At 64.5% G+C, this 18824-nt stretch carries 18 protein-coding genes and 1 tRNA gene; 3 read left to right on the top strand and 16 right to left on the bottom strand.

Annotated elements, in window-relative coordinates; genetic code table 11:
* Positions 1-14 precede the first annotated feature (14 nt).
* The 8 genes from AC0L18_RS10825 to rsfS all read right to left on the bottom strand — a co-directional run bounded on the left by AC0L18_RS10825 (position 15) and on the right by rsfS (position 8349).
* Positions 15-1271: a D-amino acid dehydrogenase gene (locus AC0L18_RS10825; RefSeq protein WP_473492146.1), complete on the bottom strand. Its 1257-nt coding sequence runs from the start codon at positions 1269-1271 to the stop codon at positions 15-17.
* Positions 1272-1423: 152 nt separating this feature from the next.
* Positions 1424-2572: an alanine racemase gene (gene alr, locus AC0L18_RS10820; RefSeq protein ID WP_473492145.1), complete on the bottom strand. Its 1149-nt coding sequence runs from the start codon at positions 2570-2572 to the stop codon at positions 1424-1426.
* A gap of 90 nt (positions 2573-2662) precedes the next feature.
* The gene (locus AC0L18_RS10815; protein WP_473492143.1) at positions 2663-3184 is read right to left on the bottom strand and encodes an RNA pyrophosphohydrolase; all 522 of its coding nucleotides are present in this window, start codon (positions 3182-3184) and stop codon (positions 2663-2665) included.
* A gap of 2 nt (positions 3185-3186) precedes the next feature.
* A complete protein-coding gene (locus AC0L18_RS10810) occupies positions 3187-4383 on the bottom strand; it encodes a divergent polysaccharide deacetylase family protein (RefSeq protein WP_473492142.1) in 1197 nt (398 codons plus the stop codon).
* Between the two features lie 130 nt (positions 4384-4513).
* Positions 4514-5839 (bottom strand): S41 family peptidase, encoded by a 1326-nt coding sequence (locus AC0L18_RS10805; protein WP_023800050.1) that lies wholly within the window; start codon positions 5837-5839, stop codon positions 4514-4516.
* A 1-nt stretch (position 5840) separates the two neighbouring features.
* The gene (locus AC0L18_RS10800; RefSeq protein ID WP_473492140.1) at positions 5841-7262 is read right to left on the bottom strand and encodes a murein hydrolase activator EnvC family protein; all 1422 of its coding nucleotides are present in this window, start codon (positions 7260-7262) and stop codon (positions 5841-5843) included.
* A 147-nt stretch (positions 7263-7409) separates the two neighbouring features.
* On the bottom strand, positions 7410-7892 hold the full coding sequence (gene rlmH, locus AC0L18_RS10795; protein ID WP_473492138.1) for a 23S rRNA (pseudouridine(1915)-N(3))-methyltransferase RlmH: 483 nt from the start codon (positions 7890-7892) through the stop codon (positions 7410-7412).
* A 79-nt stretch (positions 7893-7971) separates the two neighbouring features.
* Complete coding sequence (gene rsfS / locus AC0L18_RS10790) at positions 7972-8349, bottom strand: ribosome silencing factor (protein ID WP_023800052.1); 378 nt, start codon at positions 8347-8349, stop codon at positions 7972-7974.
* Between the two features lie 239 nt (positions 8350-8588).
* Here rsfS and AC0L18_RS10785 point away from each other — a divergent pair, with 239 nt between their 5' ends.
* Positions 8589-9443 (top strand): mechanosensitive ion channel family protein, encoded by an 855-nt coding sequence (locus AC0L18_RS10785; RefSeq protein WP_473492136.1) that lies wholly within the window; start codon positions 8589-8591, stop codon positions 9441-9443.
* A 21-nt stretch (positions 9444-9464) separates the two neighbouring features.
* Here the strand turns inward: AC0L18_RS10785 and AC0L18_RS10780 are convergent, their stop codons facing one another.
* The 5 genes from AC0L18_RS10780 to obgE all read right to left on the bottom strand — a co-directional run bounded on the left by AC0L18_RS10780 (position 9465) and on the right by obgE (position 15303).
* Complete coding sequence (locus AC0L18_RS10780) at positions 9465-10760, bottom strand: MFS transporter (protein WP_473492135.1); 1296 nt, start codon at positions 10758-10760, stop codon at positions 9465-9467.
* A gap of 186 nt (positions 10761-10946) precedes the next feature.
* A complete protein-coding gene (locus AC0L18_RS10775) occupies positions 10947-11534 on the bottom strand; it encodes a nicotinate-nucleotide adenylyltransferase (RefSeq protein WP_128181656.1) in 588 nt (195 codons plus the stop codon).
* A gap of 251 nt (positions 11535-11785) precedes the next feature.
* Positions 11786-13072: a glutamate-5-semialdehyde dehydrogenase gene (locus AC0L18_RS10770; protein WP_473492134.1), complete on the bottom strand. Its 1287-nt coding sequence runs from the start codon at positions 13070-13072 to the stop codon at positions 11786-11788.
* 3 nt (positions 13073-13075) lie between these two features.
* Positions 13076-14272 (bottom strand): glutamate 5-kinase, encoded by a 1197-nt coding sequence (proB, locus tag AC0L18_RS10765; RefSeq protein ID WP_473492133.1) that lies wholly within the window; start codon positions 14270-14272, stop codon positions 13076-13078.
* Between the two features lie 2 nt (positions 14273-14274).
* Positions 14275-15303 (bottom strand): GTPase ObgE, encoded by a 1029-nt coding sequence (gene obgE, locus AC0L18_RS10760; RefSeq protein ID WP_128168566.1) that lies wholly within the window; start codon positions 15301-15303, stop codon positions 14275-14277.
* A gap of 162 nt (positions 15304-15465) precedes the next feature.
* Here obgE and AC0L18_RS10755 point away from each other — a divergent pair, with 162 nt between their 5' ends.
* Positions 15466-16335, top strand: coding sequence for an endonuclease/exonuclease/phosphatase family protein (locus AC0L18_RS10755; protein WP_473492131.1), 870 nt, complete (start codon positions 15466-15468; stop codon positions 16333-16335).
* A 169-nt stretch (positions 16336-16504) separates the two neighbouring features.
* Here the strand turns inward: AC0L18_RS10755 and AC0L18_RS10750 are convergent, their stop codons facing one another.
* The 3 genes from AC0L18_RS10750 to AC0L18_RS10740 all read right to left on the bottom strand — a co-directional run bounded on the left by AC0L18_RS10750 (position 16505) and on the right by AC0L18_RS10740 (position 18267).
* A complete protein-coding gene (locus AC0L18_RS10750) occupies positions 16505-17092 on the bottom strand; it encodes a GNAT family N-acetyltransferase (protein ID WP_473492130.1) in 588 nt (195 codons plus the stop codon).
* Between the two features lie 116 nt (positions 17093-17208).
* A complete protein-coding gene (gene rpmA / locus AC0L18_RS10745) occupies positions 17209-17478 on the bottom strand; it encodes a 50S ribosomal protein L27 (protein WP_023678077.1) in 270 nt (89 codons plus the stop codon).
* Between the two features lie 99 nt (positions 17479-17577).
* Entirely contained in the window at positions 17578-18267 is a 690-nt protein-coding gene (locus tag AC0L18_RS10740) for a 50S ribosomal protein L21 (RefSeq protein ID WP_473492128.1), read from the bottom strand.
* Between the two features lie 322 nt (positions 18268-18589).
* Between AC0L18_RS10740 and AC0L18_RS10735 the strand changes: the two genes are divergently transcribed.
* Positions 18590-18679: transfer RNA gene (locus AC0L18_RS10735), tRNA-Ser, on the top strand.
* Positions 18680-18824: the final 145 nt, after the last annotated feature.

The raw sequence follows: 18824 nt of genomic DNA, 5'->3' as shown, positions 1-18824 counted from the left end.
GGACCCTTCCGATCCTACCGGTGGTATCGCTCCGGTCCGAGATCGCGGACATCGATGTCCGGCACCCGGCTGGAAATGATGTCGGCCAGGACCTTGGCCGAGCCGCAGGCCATGGTCCAGCCGAGCGTGCCGTGGCCGGTGTTGAGATAGAGGTTGGAAAACTCGGTGCGGCCGATCAGCGGCGGCCCATCCGGCGTCATCGGCCGCAACCCGCACCAGAAGGTCGCCGACCGCATGTCGCCGCTGCCTGGAAAAAGGTCGCCGAGCGAATGTTCGAGCGTGCGCCGCCGCGATTCATGCAGCGTCAGGTCGAAGCCGGAAATCTCCGCGGTGCCACCGACCCGGATGCGATCGCCGAGCCTGGTGATCGCCACCTTGTAGGTCTCGTCCATCACCGTCGACACCGGTGCTGCGGCAGCATCCTTGATCGGCACGGTGATAGAATAACCTTTGACCGGATAGACCGGGATAGGTCGTTTCAGATAGCGCATGAATTTGGCCGAATAGCTGCCCATCGCCATCACATAGGCGTCGGCGGCCTTCCATCCCTTGCTCGTATTGATGTTGGCGATCTGGTTGCGCTTGCGCACGATGCGCCTGATCGACGTGTCGTATTCGAAGGTGACGCCGCGCGCTGCGCAGAGCTCGGCCAGACGGTCAGTGAACATCTTGCAGTCACCGGTCTCGTCGCCCGGCAGCCGCAGGCCGCCGACGAACTTTTCACGGATCCCTGCCAAGCCCGGCTCGGCCGCGATGCAGCCGTCGGGATCAAGGATCTCGTAGGGAACGCCATATGTCTTCAGCACCTCGACATCGCCGGCTGTGCCATCGAGCTGCTGTTGCGTGCGAAAAAGCTGCAGCGTTCCCTTGCTGCGCTCGTCATAGGCGATGCCGGTCGCCTCGCGCAGCACTTTCAGCGTGTCGCGGCTGTATTCGGCCAAAGGCACCATGCGCGCCTTGTTGACTGCATAGCGCTCGGCCGTGCAGTTGCGCAGCATCCTGACCAGCCATACCCACATACGTGGATCGAGAGTCGGCCGCACCACCAGAGGCCCATGTTTCATCAGCAGCCATTTGATCGCCTTCAGCGGGACGCCGGGACCGGCCCAGGGCGAGGCGTAGCCTGGCGAGATCTCGCCGGCATTGGCAAAGCTGGTTTCCAGCGCCGGGCCCTTCTGGCGGTCGATCACCGTCACTTCATGGCCGGCCTCGGCCAGGTAATAAGCAGTGGTGACCCCGATGACGCCGCCGCCCAGCACGAAGATCTTCATCGCATAGCTCTCCAGAACGATGTCTTGTCAGCGGGCGCATCGTGGCTTTCTGTCTGCCGGATTTTACCGCGTCCGCCAAGTGCCCAAGCATGTCGCCCAAAAGTAGGCAGGAGGTTTTGGGACGACGACACATGCCTAAAAAAGCCCGCGCGCTATCCATTCACATAGCGCCGGTGAAAGCGGTGTCCGAGGCTGGTCAGGATTTCATAGCCGATGGTGCCCGCATGGCCGGCCGCCTGGTCGACCGTCTGCGACGGGCCGATCAGTTCGACGAGGTCGCCCGCCTTCAGCCTGCCGGGCGGCAGGGCCGAAATGTCGAGGACGATCGAATCCATCGACACACGGCCCAGGAACGGCAAGCGCACATTTTCGAACCAGGCGGCCGAGGCCGCACGTCGATGCCAGCCGTCGGCATAGCCAAGCGAGATCGTTGCGGCGATCAGCGAATCGGTGACGTGAAAAATATGGCCATAGCCGACGCCGGCTCCCCTCTCGAGGCTGCGCGTCTGGATGATTTTTGCTTGAAGCCGCACCACTGGCAGCATCGGATTTTCCACCGCTGGCGTCGGATTGATGCCGTAGAGCGCCGCACCGGGCCGGGCGAGGTCGTAGTGAAAGGACTGCCCAAGAAAGATGCCGGAGGAATTGGCGAGCGAGGCCGGCGCCTTTGGCAGCACCTTGCGCAACCGCTCGAATTCCAGCCGCTGCTGCTCGTTGGCCGGATGTTCGGGCTCGTCGGCGCGCGCGAGATGGCTCATCACCAAGGTGACGTCGATACCGTCGAAAGCCTGCGGGTCGGCAGCGACGGACTCCACCTCGGCTGCCGCCATGCCGAGCCGCGACATGCCGCTGTCGACCTGGATTGCAGCCTTGAGCTTGTGGCCGGCCCGCTGCGCCGCCGCACGCCAGGCGGCGAGCTGGCCGGCGCTGTTGATGACCACGCCCAGCTCCGCTGCGACGGCTTCGCTTTCGGCGCCCGGCTGAATGCCGTTCAGCACATGGATCGCCGCCCGTGCGCCGAGCGCCTGGCGCAGCAAGGCACCCTCGGCCAGATGCGCGACGAAAAAAACAGCGCAGCCTTCGGCCGCCAGCGCGGCCGCCACTTGCGGCCCGCCGAGCCCGTAGCCGTCGGCCTTGACGACACCGGCGCAGCCGACACCGCCCAACCGCGCCTTGAGCCGCCGGTAATTTTCGCGGATGGCGCTGAGATCGACGGTCAATATGGCGCCGGCCGCCGCTTCGCTGATCGGCGCGGCTTTGACGGCCCTTTCAGAAAGAGATTTTTTGGAAATGCCGTTCATGCCAATCCCGTCTGCAGCGGATCGGCCATCAATAAGGCCACCGCGCCGACGCGGCAACCGTGGTCGGCGCGAGCGCGGCTTGCGCCAGGCCTACGCAACCAGATGCCGGAATGCCGCAACCACGTCCTCATAGACCTGACGCTTGAACGGAACGATCAGGTCGGGCAATTCCTCCATTGGCCGCCAGGCCCATCTGTCGAACTCGGCGGTGTGGCCGCCCGGCGGCGGATTGATCTCAATCTCGCTCAAATCGCCGTGAAAGCGGAAGGCGAACCATTTTTGCGTCTGGCCGCGATACTTTCCCTTGAAGGCGACGCCGACCAGATGGGCCGGCAGGTCGTAAAATATCCAGTTCGGCGCCTCATTCAGCAACGAGACGCTGCGCATGCCGGTTTCTTCGTAGAGTTCCCGCTGTGCCGCCTGCAGCGGCTCTTCGCCCTTGTCGATGCCGCCCTGCGGCATCTGCCAGAGCTGCGTCGTGCCGGCGAATTCGCTGTCCGGCTCGGCAATGCGATGCCCGACCCAGACCAGCCCGTCTCCGTTGAGGACCATCGCTCCGACGCAGCGACGATAGGGCAGCGTCTCGGGGTCGACCGGTTTTTTCTTCGCCATGCTCAACCTTTTTCCGGATCCGCCGCCACTGCCGAAATCGGCACGATCTCGATGCCGCGCTTCTTGGCCTCGATCACCCAGGACGACACGGTGTCGACCGTCAGGTCGAAGGCCGAGCCGATGCCGACGGCAAAGCCTTTCGCCCGCGCGGTGGCTTCCAGTTCGTCCAGCTTCTTCAATATGGCGCCGCGGTCGCGCACGGCGTCGATCGACGTGTCGCCGGCGGCGAACGGCACACCGTTCTTCAACGCCAGTTCGGGCGCCAGGCTGCGTGCCGACGAACCGTCGTCGACATAGGCCAGGCCGCGCCTGCCAAGCTCGGCCATCAGTGGCCCCATCGCCGCCGCGTCGGCCGAAAAACGAGCGCCCATATAGTTCATGACGCCGGTGTAATTGGTCGTCCGCGACAGCGCCCAGCGCAAATTCTCCAAATTCTCGTCGGGTGTCGCCACGACCGTCAGCGTGTTGCGGCCGGGATTGACATTCGGATAGTCGAACGGTTCCAGTGGCACCTGCATGACGATCTCATGGCCGCTCTGCCGCGCCGCCTGCATCCAGCGGCCGATGCTGTTGCCCTGCGGCGCGAAGCCCAGCGTCACTTCGGCCGGCAGCTTGGCGATGGCCGCCTGCGTGCCGGTCTGTGACACGGCAAGCCCGCCGATGACGATCGCCACGCGCGCACCGCGCGCACCGGACCACGGTCGCGCATAGACATCGAATGGCCGCCTGCCGTCGGCAGCACGAACCGGCAACGGACCGGTTTCGCCGGACTCGACCAGCGCCCTGTCGGGAATATGCGCGATCCTCAGGTTCTGGCCGGTCGTCGAAGGGTCGTGGATGACGATGGCCCCGGGCGGACCGTCGCCCGCTTCGGCCTGCATGTGGATGATCTGCGGCCCGCCCGTCTTCGATCCGCCGGTCTTGGATGTGCTCGCCTTGGACGCTGCTTCGGCCTTCGGCGCCGGCTCAGTGACCGGCGCTGCGGGTTCGACCACGGCTGTCGCCTTCGGCGTCGAAACGGCGACTTCCTCCGGCTTTTGAAACGGCCTTTCACGCAGCGCAATCGCGCCGGAGACGCCGATCACGGCCAGCACCACGAGAGTGGCCGCGACCACGCCAGCGCTGATCCTGCGGGCCGCGCGCGGCGGCCGGACGGCCTGCCCGAGTGGGCGTTCGATGTCACTACCGATGTCAGCCAAGCCGCATCCCCAGCCGCGGTCCCCGAATCAAACTGCCGAGGCCTTGCGGCCCCGGCAGCATTACATCGCTTCGATCAGGCAGCCAGACCTGTTGTCCGGCTGATCGACTTTTACTGGTTCAGCACGGCCCCTACTGGTTCAGCACAGCCTTGTCCGGATTCGGCGGGAACGCCGGATCGGTCTTCTCGCCGCGCAGCAACTGCTGGGCGAAGATGAGCTGCAGATCGTCCTTCGGCTCCGGCGGCACATAGGCTGCCGAACCTGAACCGGCATCGCCCTCCTCGCTGCCCTTGATGTGGCCCTTCAGGTCCGACTCGCCGCGGGTCAGGTCCCTGCCCTGCAGGTCCGGCGGCAACGGCTGGTCGACCTTGATGTCGGGCGTGATGCCCTTGCCCTGGATCGACTTGCCGGACGGCGTGTAATAGAGCGCCGTTGTCAGGCGCAGCGCGCCGTTCTCGCCGAGCGGGACGATGGTCTGCACCGAACCCTTGCCGAACGACTGCGTGCCGACGACCGTGGCGCGGCGCAAATCCTGCAGCGCGCCGGCAACGATTTCGGACGCACTGGCCGAGCCGCCATTGACGAGCACGACCAGCGGCTTGCCGTCGATATCGTCGCCCGGCCGCGCGTCGAAGCGGGTGACGTCCTTCGGATCGCGGCCGCGCGTCGAGACGATCTCGCCACGGTTGAGGAAGGCGTCGGACACGCTCACCGCCTGATCGAGCAGCCCGCCCGGATTGAGGCGCAGATCGAGCACGTAGCCCTTGAGCTTTTCCTTCGGCACCTGCTTCTCGATGGTTTCGATGGCGCTCTCGAGATCATCATGGGTCTTTTCGGTGAAGGAGGTGATCTTGATGTAGCCGATGTCGTTCTCGACCCGGAACTTGACCGCCTTGACCTTGATGATGTCGCGCACCACCGTCAGTTCGATCGGCTTGTCGGCGCCCTGGCGCAGGATGGTGAGCTTGATCGGCGTGTTGACCAGCCCGCGCATCTTCTCGACCGCATCGTTGAGGCTCAGGCCGCGAACCTCCTCGCCGTCGATCTTGGCAATATAGTCGCCGGCAAGCACGCCCGCCTTGGCAGCTGGCGTATCGTCGATCGGCGTGATCACCTTGACCAGGTCGTTCTCCATGGTGACCTCGATGCCGAGGCCGCCGAACTCGCCCTTGGTCTGCACGCGCATGTCCTGCGCCTCTTCGGCGTTCATATAGGAGGAGTGCGGGTCGAGCGAGGTAAGCATGCCGTTGATGGCGTTTTCGACCAGCGACTTGTCGTCGGGCGGCGTCACATATTGCGCCCGCACCCGCTCGAAAATATCACCGAAGATCGCCAGTTGCTTATAGGTCTCGGAGCCCGCAGCGTTCGCCGTCGAGCCGGGCGCGCCATAGACCAGGCTCATCGCGGATGCGCCCATCAGCGCACCGGCAAACAGAAGCGACAGTTTCCGCATCATCTCACGTCCTTCCAGACAAACGGTCCGCCCACCATGGGGTCGGATCGACGGGTTTTCCATCCTTGCGGAACTCAACATAGAGTTCCGGCGTGGCATTTCCATTCTTCGATGCCGCGGTGCTCGCCACCCGGGCCTCTCCCATCGCGCCGACCGGCTCTCCTGCGAGCACCGACTGGCCAGACGCGACGCTGATTCTGCTCATCCCCGCGAGAACGACATGATAGCCGTCACCTGCGTTCAGGATCAAGAGTTGACCATAAGAGCGAAAAGGTCCCGCATAAAGTACATTTCCGTCCGCCGGCGCGGTGACGATGGCTCCCGATTGTGTCGCAACCATGTCACCGAGCATCACTGCGCCGTTACCGTCGCTGGCCCCGAACCGCCGCTTGATCTTGCCGGTGACCGGCAACGCGATCTGCCCCTGAAGCGCCGAAAACGGTGCAGCGGCGGTGAGCCGGTTGGCTTCCGGCACCGGCAGGGCCGCCAGTTCCGTCTGTTCCGGGGCCTTCTGTGCCGGAGCCGTCTGCGCCGGAGCCCCCAGTGCCGGGGCCTTGTCGGCGCCCGCTGCCTTCTGCTCCGCGGCTTTCTGTTCGGCGGCCTTCTGTTCGGCGGCCTTCTGCTCGGCTGCCTTCGCCGCGTCCGCAGCCTTGCGGGCCTTGTCGGCCTCGAGCGAGGCGATCAGTTCCTTCAGGCTGCCGGCCTTGGCCGCCAGTGCCGCGGATCGCTGCTTTTCCGCCGCCAAGGCCGTTTGCGTCTCGGCTTCGAGCTTCTGCTTGGCTTCGAGCAGCATGCCGAGCCGCTTCTTTTCCGCCGTCTGCTCGGCGACTGCCGCCGTCAGCCGCGCCCGCTCCGCCTCGATCGAGGCCGTCACCCGTGACTGCTCCTTGAGTTCCGCCAGCAATATCTCGGTCTGCTGGCGCAGTTCCGGCACCACGGCGCCGAGCAGGATGGCGCTGCGCACCGACGACAGCGCGTCCTCAGGCTTGACCAGGATGGCCGGCGGCGGATTGAGCCCCATGCGCTGCAGCGCGGCCAGCACCTCGGCCAGAACGTCGCGCCTGGCAGCCAGCGAGGCGCGGATTTTCTGCTCGTCGCCCTTCAGCCCTTCCAGCTTGGCACCGATGTCCTCGATGTCCTGGCCGAGCTTCTGCTCGGTCATCGCCGACTGGATCAGCGCCGCGGTGATCGAGGCATGGTCCTTCTTGACAGTCGCCATGTCGGCGGCGAGCCTGGCCAGACGCTCCGACGACAGCGTGATCTCCTGCGATATCCGTTCGTATTCGGCGCGGCTCTGGTCCGGGTCAGGCGCCATGTCGAGCCTGCTCTGCGCCCGCGCGGCACCGAGCGACAGCATAAGCACCGCCGCTGCCAAGCCGCAGCCTGCGCGCCAAAAGCCCGTTCGCGATTTCCAACCTTCAGCCATTGAAGCCCGACTCTATGCGTGGCTTCGTTAACGAACAATCAACCATGTTCGAGAGCCCGCCGACCGAAAACAGCCTCGTGACGCATTGAGGCGAAAATCCGGGCGGCTCACGCCAATCCACCGGTTTCGGTCGAAATCTGCAACGGCTCACGAGCGATGATAGGGATGGCCGGACAGGATTGTGGCCGCCCGGTAAAGCTGCTCGCCCAACATGACACGGACCAGTTGGTGCGGCCATGTCGGCGCGCCGAACGACACCATCAGGTCGGCCTGATCGCGCAGCGACTGGTCGTGACCGTCGGCACCGCCGATGGCGATGACCAGCGCCTTGCGGCCGCTATCACGCAGCAGGCCGATGCGCCCGGCGAAATCCTCGGAGGAAAAACTCTTGCCGCGCTCGTCGAGCAGCATCAGCGCGGCGCCAGGCTGCAACTGCGCCTGCAGTTTCTGGCCCTCTTCGCGGCGACGCTCGTTGGCGGTCTGGGCGCGGCCCTCCGGGATCTCGACGACCCCTGAGAATTCGAGCCCGACGGCCAGCCCGCTCTTGGCGAAGCGCTCGAAATACCGGTCGGCGAGCAGCTTCTCGGGGCCGGCTTTCATCCGGCCCACGGCATGAACGGTGATTTTCATCCCTGCCTCGAAGAGCCGCTAATGCATGTCACCAAAAGTGGTCACCGTTTTGGTAAACGACATGCATCACCGATACGGCTCAGTGGAGGGTCTCTTCCTCGAGGTCCGGCGCCTGCCACATCTTTTCGAGATTGTAGAAGTCGCGGACTTCGGGGCGGAAGACATGGACGATGATGTCGCCCGAATCGATCAGGACCCAGTCGGCGCCGGCCAGTCCCTCGACGCGCGCCGTGCCGAGCCCGGCATCCTTGAGCGCCTTGAGGAGATGATCGGCGACAGCCGAGACATGACGGTGCGATCGGCCGGACGCGATGACCATATAGTCACCGAGGCTCGATTTTCCCTGAATGTCGATTGAGACGATGTTTTCGGCCTTGGAGTCTTCCAGACTGGCAAGGACTGTCTTGATGGCGCGGGACACGGCGTCGTTTACGCTGATCCCGGCCGGCGAAGGCACGATGTCGGCCTTCTTCCAAAGTGCTGTTCTCAGTGTATTTCCTTTCGCAGCAAGAACAACCAAATCACCCTTCAAAGCAGGTGACACCCTTAGATAGGCAGAGTTGCGTTGCAGTTTCAAGACGGCAACCCTACCGTAGCCAACGAAGAACCGTTCTTCCGGTTCCGCAGTTGAAGAAAAATCGGAACTCTTGCCGCCTGGCGAGGGTTATCGGCGCATTGACCAATCGGATCCCCCTCATGCCTGTCGACCCTCAGAACGCTCTCCTCACCGTGCACTCCGGCCTAGCGCAGCTCAGCGCTCTAATCGTCTCGTACTCGTTCTCGGCCATCGGCGCCGTCATCCTGCTGGTCCTCGGCTATATCGTCGCCGGCCTTGCCCAGCGCTCGATCTACGCCGGCCTCGGCCATATCCATAGCTTCGACACGACGCTGCGCCACTTCTTCTCGCGGATCGTCCGCTACGCCATACTGTTCCTCGTTGTCGTCATGGTGCTCGGCCAGTTCGGCGTCCAGACGACCTCGATCATTGCCGCCATTGGCGCCATCGGCCTGGCCATCGGCCTGGCGCTGCAGGGCACGCTGCAGAACATTGCCGCCGGCATCATGCTGCTGGCGCTGCGGCCATTCCGCATCGGCGAATATGTCGAGGTCGGGGTCATTTCCGGGACCATCGAGGAAATCGGGCTGTTCGCCACCACGCTGAGAACGGTCGAAGGCGTTTACGTGCTCGCTCCCAATTCGACGCTGTGGAACCAGCCCGTCCGCAATTATACACGCAACGGCGTCCGCCGCGCCGATATCACCCTGACCATCGGCTCGTGGAACGATATCGATCTCGCTCAAAAGACCATGCTGGGCGTCGCTGCCGACGAGCGACGCGTCAGGCGGGAGCCGGCGCCGATTGCCTTTGTGGCGACCGTCGGCGACAGCAACGTCGCCATAACCTTGCGCTACTGGACCTCGGCTGCCGATTTCTTCGCGACCCAGATCGATCTCACCAAACGCGCCAAGCAGGCCTTCGACAGCGAAGGCATTTCTATACCCGCGCCACCACCGGAAGCAGCGCGGCAGGAAGCCGTCACCAGACAGTGAGACGATCGATTCCCGGCATAGCTATTTATCCGCGCGGCGCTGCTCTTCGGAGGGAAAGGCAAGATCGACGGGCAGCGGTGCCTGCGCGCTCATCGGCGCGAAATTGCCGGTCTCGGCGGCGGGAACAGGCGACATCGCCACCACGCGCCACAGCACGAACAGGCAAAAAACGGTGGCAATGACGACGGCCACATGGATGAAGGCCTGGGTTCCGTAGACGGCGGAAAGCCCGGTCACGATGCCGGGCACGATGAAGCCGGACAGCGACCACGCGAACAGCAGCGAACTGGACAGCGCCACCATGTCGTCCTTGCCGGCGCGGTCGGCAGCATGTGCGCTGGCCAGCGAATAGATCGATTCCGACGCGCCGGCCCAGACCACATAGATGACGACCAGCGCCGCCAGCGCACCACCATCGAAGCCCAGCGCGAACAGGCCCGCCACCATGGCAAGCGCCGAAGCGGCGACCAGCACAAAGCGGCGGTCGGTGCGGTCGGAAATCCAGCCGAGCGGGATCTGCAAGATCAATGTGCCGATCGGCATCGCCGACAGCAGCAGTGCCACATCGGCCTGGCTGTAGCCCTTGGCCGTGGCATGGATCGGCGCAAAGCCTGAAATCGTCATCGACAGGCCGCCGACGGCAAGCATGCCGGCGACGCCGACCGGCGAAATCCGCCAGGCCCGGCCAAGCGCCACCGACGCCGCCTGCGGCGGCGGCGGCTGTGCGAGCCGCGTCAACCCGACGGGGAGGATCGACAGCGCGGTGAAGGCGATGCCGACCAGCGGCGCGTCCGCTGCCCTTATGTCGATCAGCGCCAGTGTGGAGTAGCCGACACCGAGCCCGGCGACATAGGCGACGTAGAAGAAGGCCATGACCCTGCCGCGTATGGCGTTGGCGATGACGTCGTTCAGCCAGCTTTGCGCAACGATGAACAGGCCGCATATGGCAAAGCCGTAGAGCGCGCGTGCCGCGATCCACGACAGCGGGTGCGGTCCGGCCCCGACGGCGGCGTTCGACAGCACGATCAAAGCCGACAGCACCATGAATGCGCGCGCATGGCCGACGCGTCGTACCAGCGGACCGGTCAGGATGCAGCCTGCCAGGCCGCCGGCCGAGAGGCCGGTGACGATCAGCCCGGCCCAGGTCGGATCGAAGCCCTCGGCGCCGAGCCGGACCGGGATATAGGCGAACATCAGTCCGTTGCCGACCGCTACCAGCGCCATAGACAGGACGACGCTGGCGATGGCGATCGCCGGGGCCGGCGGGCTGCCCTGTGCCGGGTCGCGTCTGGTCTGGTTTCGCTCGAGAATCGCCATGCCCGCGCAGGATCGCTCACGGACCGAGGAAAGGCAGCCGCAAATGCGACATCAGCGGTCTTGTGGGAGGGGAGTAGGGGAGTAGGGCAGTATGGGAGTAGCGAAAAGAAAAAATTGGCTGGGTCGGCGAGCAGCGTAGCCTGCTGCCCTGCTGCCCTGCTGCCCTACTGCCCTACTGCCCTATTCCTATCCCTGCGCCATCTTGCGGATCGCGGTCGACGACAGCGACGAGCGCGGGCCGTGAATGAAGGTCCAGGCCGGCGCCTTCATGCGGGCGAGCCGCGGCGCGTCGCCCTCGTCGACACGCGCGTAGTCGAAGGTCTTGGCGACAACCGACGACAGGAACGACAGCGTCGCGCCAGGGCGATCGATCACCGCGATCGGAAACGTCATCACGATCTGGCGCCAGCGCTGCCAGCGATGAAAATCGCGCAGCGAATCGGCGCCCATGATCCAGACGAAGTCGACGCCCGGGTTGCGCGCCTTGACCAGGGCCAGCGTGTCGGCGGTGAAGCGGACATAATGGCTCGCCTCGAAGGCGGTGACCTTGACCTTCGGGTTCCGGGCAATCTGCTCGGACAGGCTTAGCCGCTCGGCCAGCGGCGCCAGTTCCCGCGCGCTCTTGAGCGGATTGCCCGGCGTCACCATCCACCACAACTGATCGAGCGCCAGGCGCCTGAGCGCGATCTCGGCGACCAGCGCATGGCCGGCATGGGCAGGATTGAACGAGCCGCCGAACAGTCCGACGGCCAGGCCCTTTTCGGCATGCGGCATTTTTAGATAGTGGGAGGGAACGGTGGGGCTGGAAGGGGAGAGCATCGTGCTAAGCACCCCCCTCTGCCCTGCCGGGCATCTCCCCCTCAAGGGGGGAGATTGGCGGCTTCATCGCAGGTGCAAATCTTGCAGCGCCGGCGATTGGCGGAAACAGAAATGACAGCCAATCTCCCCCCTTGAGGGGGAGATGTCCGGCAGGACAGAGGGGGGTGGCTGGGCGCACGCCTGTCAGGCTCTAACCGCGAATAAGCTCAAGGCCTCACCTGTCCTGTCCCGCGCACGCGGTACTTGAACGAGGTCAGTTGCTCGACACCGACCGGGCCGCGCGCATGCATCTTGCCGGTGGCGATGCCGATCTCTGCGCCCATGCCGAATTCGCCGCCATCGGCAAATTGCGTCGAGGCATTGTGCAGAAGGATCGCCGAATCAATCTCGTTGAAGAACCGTTCGACGGCGTCCGCATCCTCGGCGACGATCGCCTCGGTGTGGTGCGAGGAAAAAGTCTCGATGTGCTCGATCGCACCGGCAACGCCATCGACCAGTTTTACTGCGATGATGGCATCGAGATATTCGCTCACCCAGTCGGCGTCGGTCGCAGGCTGGGCGTCGGCAAACACTTTCAGCACCTCGGCGTCGGCGTGGATTTCGCACCCTGCCGCGCGCAACGCCCCGAGGATCGGCACCAGATGAGTGTCGGCAACAGCGCGGTCGACCAGCAGCGTCTCGGCCGCGCCGCAGACGCCGGTGCGCCGCATCTTGGCGTTGACCGCGATCCTGGCCGCCATGTCGAGATCGGCCGAGCGGTCGATGTAGAGATGGCAGATGCCTTCGAGATGAGCGAAGACCGGCACCCGCGCCTCGTTCTGGACGCGTTCGACCAGGTTCTTGCCGCCGCGCGGAATGATGACGTCGATATTGCCGGAAAGTCCTTTCAGCATCTCGCCGACGGCGGCGCGGTCGGCGGTCGGCACCAGCTGGATGGCATCCTGCGGCAGCTTGGCCGCTTTCAGCCCTTCGACCAGGCAGGCATGGATCGCCGCCGAGGAGTTGAGCGAATCCGAGCCGCCGCGCAGGATCACCGGATTGCCGGCCTTGAGGCACAGCGCGCCGGCATCGGCGGTCACGTTCGGCCGGCTTTCGTAGATGACGCCGACAACGCCGAGCGGCGTGCGCACGCGCTCGATATGCAGGCCGTTCGGCCGGTCCCATGCGGCAATGACATCGCCGACCGGATCGCGCAGCCCGGCGATTTCACTGATGCCGTCGGCCATGGCACGGATGCGGCCGGGATCAAGCTTCAGCCGGTCCATGAAAGAAGGCGAAAGCCCCGACTGCTCGCCATTTGTGATGTCGGTGGCGTTGGCGTCGAGAATATCCTGCTCGTGGCGAAGGATCGCCTGCGCCATACCGATCAACGCGGCGTGCTTGCGCTCGGCTGTGGCGACGGCCAGCGGTCGGGCGGCAGCGCGGGCGCGGCGGCCGATATCGGCCATCAGCGCCACCGTATCGTCCCGGGATTTTTCATGCAGCTTCAGCATGGCTCATCCTCCGCTATTCACCTCGTCACCGACCGCTTGGTCAGCGGCCTGTACTTGGTCGCCGGCCTGTACTTGGTCACTAGAATGGCTCACCACAAGGTCGTCGCGGTGGATCATCGCCGATCGCGCTTCATAGCCGAGCACCGTTTCAATCTCGGCTGTTTTCAAGCCAGCGATCCTTACGGCATCGGCGGCATCGTAGGCAACCAATCCGCGCGCGATCTCGCGGCCTTCGGGCGACAGGATCGCCACCGTGTCGCCGCGCGAGAAATTGCCGCTGACCAGCTTGACGCCGGCCGGCAGCAGCGACTTGCCCGACTTGAGCGCGCCGATGGCGCCGGCATCGACTGTCAGCCGGCCTGCCGGTTCGAGCTGCCCGGCGATCCATGTCTTGTAGCCCTTGACCGGATTGGCGCTCGGCCGGAAGAACGTCGCCCGCTCGCCACGCTCGATCGCCAGCAGCGGCGACAGCCGCGTGCCTGATGTGATGATCATGGCAGTGCCGGCGGCGGTGGCGATCTTGCCGGCGTCGAGCTTGGTGCGCATGCCGCCGCGTGAAAACTCCGAAGCGGCCGCACCCGCCATCGCCTCGATGTCAGGCGTGATGCGGTCGACGACAGCGACGAACCTGGCATGCTGGTCGCGCGCCGGCGGCGCCGTGTAGAGCCCGTCAATGTCGGAGAGCAGCACCAAAAGGTCCGCGCCCATCATCGTCGCCACCCGCGCCGCCAGCCGGTCATTGTCGCCATAGCGGATTTCGGAGGTCGCCACCGTATCGTTCTCGTTGATGACCGGCACCGCCTTCATCTTGAGCAGCGTCGAGATCGTCGCGCGCGCATTGAGATAACGGCGGCGCTCTTCGGTGTCGCCGAGCGTCAGCAGGATCTGGCCCGATTTCAGGCCGCCCTTGCCGAGCGCATCCGACCAGGCGCCGGCCAGCGCAATCTGCCCGACGGCCGCCGCCGCCTGGCTTTCCTCGAGCTTCAGCGCCCGCTTGCCGAGGCCTAAAATGGTGCGGCCAAGCGCGATGGCGCCGGACGACACGACGAGGATCTCGGCGCCATTCTCGGCCAGCACCGAAATGTCGTCGGCAAGCGAGGCCAGCCAGTCGCGCTTCAGGCCCGCCGTGCGGTCGACAAGCAGCGCCGAGCCGATCTTGACGGTGATGCGCCGGTATTTTTTCAGCGACTGCGCGGCCATCGCTATCTCCAGCGCGTCTCGACCGGAGCGGCGACAGCTTCGCGCGCCTCGGCGACGACCGTCATCAGTGCGCGCAGAACCGCTTCGACGCCTTCGCCGGTGACGGCGGACAAAAGCATCGGCGCGCGGCCGGCGGCGCGTTTCAGCGAAGCGACCTTCTTCTTGCGTGCGTCGGCATCGAGCGTGTCGACCTGGGAAAGTGCCACAATCTCGACCTTCTCGACCAGTCCATGGCCATAGGCGTCGAGTTCGGCGCGCACGGTCTTGTAGGCCTTCCCCGGATTTTCTTCCTGCGCCGAGACGAGGTGCAGGAGGACGCGCGTGCGTTCGACATGTCCGAGGAAACGGTCACCGATGCCGACGCCTTCATGCGCGCCTTCGATCAGGCCGGGAACGTCGGCGATGACGAACTCGCGCCCGTCGATGCGGGCCACACCGAGGCCCGGATGCAGCGTGGTGAAGGGATAGTCGGCGATCTTCGGCTTGGCAGCGGTGACGGCGGCGAGGAAAGTCGACTTGCCGGCATTGGGCAGGCCGACCAGGCCGGCATCGGCGATCAGCTTGAGCCGGAGCCAGATGTTGAGCTCTTCGCCCGGCTGACCCGGATTGGCGCGGCGCGGCGCCTGGTTGGTCGAGGTCTTGAAATGCTGGTTGCCGAAGCCGCCATTGCCGCCCTTGGCCAGCAGGAAACGCTGACCGACGACGGTCAGGTCGCAGATCAGCGTGTCGTTGTCCTCGGCAAAGACCTGCGTTCCCGCCGGCACTTTCAGCGTCACGTCGGCGCCCTTGGCGCCGGTCATGTTGCGGCCCATGCCGTGCGTGCCGGTCTTGGCCTTGAAATGCTGCTGGTAGCGATAATCGATCAGCGTGTTCAGCCCATCGACCGCCTCCACCCAGACGTCGCCGCCGCGGCCGCCGTCGCCGCCGTCGGGACCGCCGAATTCGATGAACTTTTCGCGCCGGAACGACACCGATCCGGCGCCACCATCGCCGGAGCGGACATAGACCTTGGCTTGATCGAGAAATTTCATCGTATTGCTGAGTTTCTGCTAACGGCCTTGCGGCATTGCTCTAACGTTTGGCACTGCTCTAAACCAAGGCGGGGCGAAGGGCGAGGCTGTTTATCAACATGGCCCGAGTCTGAACATGTCCGAGTCTGAACATCGCCGAGTCTGAACATCGCCGGAGTCGCAATGCAGCTTGTAACCTACAACATCCACTACGGCGTCGGTCTTGACGGCCGCTACGATGTCGGCCGCATCGCCGATGCCGTGCGCGGCGCCGACGTGATCGCGCTGCAGGAGGTCTCGCGCAACAACCCCAACAATGGCGGCCGCGACATGGTGGCCGAGCTTGGCGAGGCGCTGCCCGAATATTTCGCCGTCTACGGCAGCAATTTCGAGGCCAATGTCGGCTCGCGGCTGGAAAACGGCCGCGCCATCACCACCACCTTCCAGCTCGGCAACATGGTGCTGTCGAAAACCCCCGTTCATCTGTCGCGCAATCTCCTCTTGCCGCGCAGCCGCAGTTTCGAAGTGATGAATTTCCAGCGCGGCGCGCTGGAGGCGCTGATCGAGACGCCGCTTGGTTTTATCCGCTTCTATTCCACCCATCTCGACCATCGCAGCCCGGTCGAACGCGCCAGCCAGATCCGGTTTCTGCGCCGGCGCCTGTTGAACTATGCGATCGAGGGCGGCGCGCTGTCGGGCGTCGCCGAGGTCGGCCTGCCGGACCTGCCTTGTCCCGAAGGCTTCGTCGTCATGGGCGACTTCAACATGCTGGCCGGATCGCCGGAATATGTCGAATTCGCCGGCCGCCTGGACCACGAATTCGGCATGCCGGTGACCGCGGATCTTGCCGTCGATGCCGCCCTGCGCCTTGCCGCCGCAGGCGCCGATCTCGTCACCTGGGTCGACCCCAAGCGGCCTGACGACGCCAGCCGCCACAAGCGCATCGACTATGTCTTCACCAGCGCCTCGCTGGCCAAATCGCAGAAGCGCCTGTGGGTCGACCGGCAGGCAGTCGGTTCGGACCACCTGCCGGTCTGGGTCGAGATGGTTTGAACCCAAATTCGATCCGCAATCTTCGCGCCTAGGCGTGTTGAAATTCAGGTCAGGCCGCGCCGAGAGTGGTGGCTTCCGAGAACCGGAGCGGAGCGTACGGAAGTACGTGAGCACCGGAAGCGCAGGAAGCCACCATTCGCAGGCCGGCCTCACCTGAAGATCGACATGCCTAGAAATGGACCCAGTTCCGCAGGCTGGTCCAGGTCCTGCGATCGAGGCGGTAACGCTCGACCGGCACCTGGCCGGCGACGATCGAGTTCAGCATGCCCTGGCCGGCATACTGGAAGCCGCATTTGTGGATGACCCGGCGCGAGGCCGGATTGATCACCCGCGTCGAGGCATGCAGCACCTGGATCGCCGTCTTCTGGAAGGCGAGGTCGACCAGCGCATGCGCGGCCTCCGTCGCATAGCCGCGCTTCCAGTAGGGCTCGCCGATCCAGTAGCCGAGCTCCAGCCCGCGATCTGTGGTGTTGAGGCCGGCGCAGCCGACGAAGGTTTCGGTGCCGGCCAAGGTCAAGGCATAGGCAATGCCGGACCGGCGCGATGCCGTCATCGCGAGGAAGGCGCGTGCCTCGGTCTCGCCATAGGGGTGCGGCATGCGGGCCAGCATTTCGGCGACGTGGCGATTGTCGGCGAGCACCACCAGTTGCTCGATGTCACTTTCGCGCGGCGCCCGCAGGACCAGCCGCTCGGTCACCAGGACCGGACAATCTATCGCGTAACTTTCACCGTCTGTGTCATCCGCTTCGGCAATCATGTCAGTCCTCCAGGCAAGAAAAAGGGGAGATGGAAACCCATCTCCCCTGATCCATTTCCTGGCTTGGCCAGACACCGGTTCCCGAGATGGGTGCCGGTGTTCTCGTGCGGAACCGGCTACTCCGCGGCCTTGGTCATCGGGTTCACCGATACGTAGGTTCGGCCATTGGCTTTTTTATTGAAGGTGACTGCGCCAGCTTCGAGCGCAAACAGCGTGTGATCCGTGCCAATGCCGACATTGGTGCCGGGATGCCACGTCGTGCCGCGCTGACGAATAATGATGTTGCCCGGAATCACGGCTTCGCCGCCGAATTTTTTCACGCCGAGCCGCTTGGAATGGGAGTCGCGACCATTGCGCGACGAACCGCCAGCTTTCTTGTGTGCCATCTAACTAACTCCGATGCGCCGCTAGGCGCTTAAAGGGTCTTATGAACGCGTTCGCGTTCCGTTTCAAGTCCGAACCGACGGCGATCGCGCCGGTCCGCTTTACTTCTTCGCCAAATCTTTGGCCTGCTCGCGCCAGTCCATGATCTGGTCGGCGCTGAACGGCATATGCTCGTCGATCCTGGCGATGTCCTTGTCGGACAGCTTGGCGATCTGGGCGAAGGTCGTGATGCCCTGTTCGTTCAACTGGCCGGCCGCGACCGGGCCGATACCCTTGATCACGGTCAGATCGTCCGGCTCGCCCTTCGGCGCCTTGAACAGCGGCGCAGCGGTTTCGCTTGCCTTGACTTCGGTTTCCTTCGGCGCAGCCTCTGCCTTGGCTTCCTTCTTCGGCGCGGCTTCAGCCTTGGCCTCGGCCTTTGCAGCAATTTCGGCCTTCGCCTCGGTCTTGGCCGCGGCCTTCTTCGTCGGCTTGGCGCCATCCAGCAGGATCTCGGCGATCCGCACGGTGGTCAGAAGCTGGCGATGGCCGATCTTGCGGCGCGAATTCTGCCGGCGGCGCTTCTTGAAGGCGATGACGGTGCGGTTCTTGCCCTGTTCGACGACTTCGGCGGTGACCAAAGCGCCGTCCACGAACGGCGCGCCGAACGTGACATTCTCGCCCTCGCCATGCGCGAGCACGTGGCCGATCTCGACGATGTCGCCGACCTGGCCTTCGACTTTTTCGATCTTCAGGAGATCGTTGGCGGCGACGCGATACTGCTTGCCGCCCGTTTTGATGACTGCGAACATTTTTTGCCTTTCGCTGTTCGGTCGGCCTTGACGAACCGCGTCAGGCGGTTCGGCCGTCTTTTTGTCAGTCTGCGGGTTCAAAAAGCAAGCGGCGCGGAAGAGCCCTCCACGCCGATTGCGCGCTGTCCCTAGCCGAAGGCTGGCCGCGAGTCAAGGCAACGGCCGAAAGCAAGCCGGTGCCGTTGGCACAGGCGGCAGAGGGTATCGAAGAACGGGCCAAATGGCCCGGAGAGAAGCCTGATATCCGGCAGATTGGCCCTTGTAACCTGTCCGTCCAGCCGTTATCTAGTGCGCCGCGCCGGCAACGGCGGACCATGACCGCGGAGAGGTGGCAGAGTGGTCGAATGCACCGCACTCGAAATGCGGCATGGGTGCAAGCCCATCGGGGGTTCGAATCCCTCCCTCTCCGCCATACGACATTGTTTACATTGATAAAAATCAAAGAATAGGTTGCGCGCCCGCCATAAAGCCCGCCTACCGAAAACGGCGTATTCGCGGCACGTGAGCTTACGACACAAATATGCGGGTCATGCTTCGACCTGGTAGATGGCAGAGAT

The sequence above is a fragment of the Mesorhizobium sp. WSM4819 genome, assembly GCF_055811215.1.
This window is presented reverse-complemented; position numbering and strand designations above follow the sequence as displayed.

What these genes read in the sequence shown, in the direction of transcription:
- AC0L18_RS10770 (WP_473492134.1), bottom strand. Translation starts at nt 13,072, where the DNA reads ATGCTGAAGCTGCATGAAAAATCCCGGGACGATACGGTGGCGCTGATG.
- AC0L18_RS10780 (WP_473492135.1), bottom strand. Translation starts at nt 10,760, where the DNA reads ATGGCGATTCTCGAGCGAAACCAGACCAGACGCGACCCGGCACAGGGC.
- rpmA (WP_023678077.1), bottom strand. Translation starts at nt 17,478, where the DNA reads ATGGCACACAAGAAAGCTGGCGGTTCGTCGCGCAATGGTCGCGACTCC.
- obgE (WP_128168566.1), bottom strand. Translation starts at nt 15,303, where the DNA reads ATGAAATTTCTCGATCAAGCCAAGGTCTATGTCCGCTCCGGCGATGGT.
- proB (WP_473492133.1), bottom strand. Translation starts at nt 14,272, where the DNA reads ATGGCCGCGCAGTCGCTGAAAAAATACCGGCGCATCACCGTCAAGATC.
- AC0L18_RS10755 (WP_473492131.1), top strand. Translation starts at nt 15,466, where the DNA reads ATGCAGCTTGTAACCTACAACATCCACTACGGCGTCGGTCTTGACGGC.
- AC0L18_RS10785 (WP_473492136.1), top strand. Translation starts at nt 8,589, where the DNA reads ATGCCTGTCGACCCTCAGAACGCTCTCCTCACCGTGCACTCCGGCCTA.
- AC0L18_RS10800 (WP_473492140.1), bottom strand. Translation starts at nt 7,262, where the DNA reads ATGGCTGAAGGTTGGAAATCGCGAACGGGCTTTTGGCGCGCAGGCTGC.
- AC0L18_RS10815 (WP_473492143.1), bottom strand. Translation starts at nt 3,184, where the DNA reads ATGGCGAAGAAAAAACCGGTCGACCCCGAGACGCTGCCCTATCGTCGC.
- rlmH (WP_473492138.1), bottom strand. Translation starts at nt 7,892, where the DNA reads ATGAAAATCACCGTTCATGCCGTGGGCCGGATGAAAGCCGGCCCCGAG.
- alr (WP_473492145.1), bottom strand. Translation starts at nt 2,572, where the DNA reads ATGAACGGCATTTCCAAAAAATCTCTTTCTGAAAGGGCCGTCAAAGCC.
- AC0L18_RS10750 (WP_473492130.1), bottom strand. Translation starts at nt 17,092, where the DNA reads ATGATTGCCGAAGCGGATGACACAGACGGTGAAAGTTACGCGATAGAT.
- AC0L18_RS10805 (WP_023800050.1), bottom strand. Translation starts at nt 5,839, where the DNA reads ATGATGCGGAAACTGTCGCTTCTGTTTGCCGGTGCGCTGATGGGCGCA.
- AC0L18_RS10825 (WP_473492146.1), bottom strand. Translation starts at nt 1,271, where the DNA reads ATGAAGATCTTCGTGCTGGGCGGCGGCGTCATCGGGGTCACCACTGCT.
- AC0L18_RS10775 (WP_128181656.1), bottom strand. Translation starts at nt 11,534, where the DNA reads ATGCCGCATGCCGAAAAGGGCCTGGCCGTCGGACTGTTCGGCGGCTCG.
- AC0L18_RS10740 (WP_473492128.1), bottom strand. Translation starts at nt 18,267, where the DNA reads ATGTTCGCAGTCATCAAAACGGGCGGCAAGCAGTATCGCGTCGCCGCC.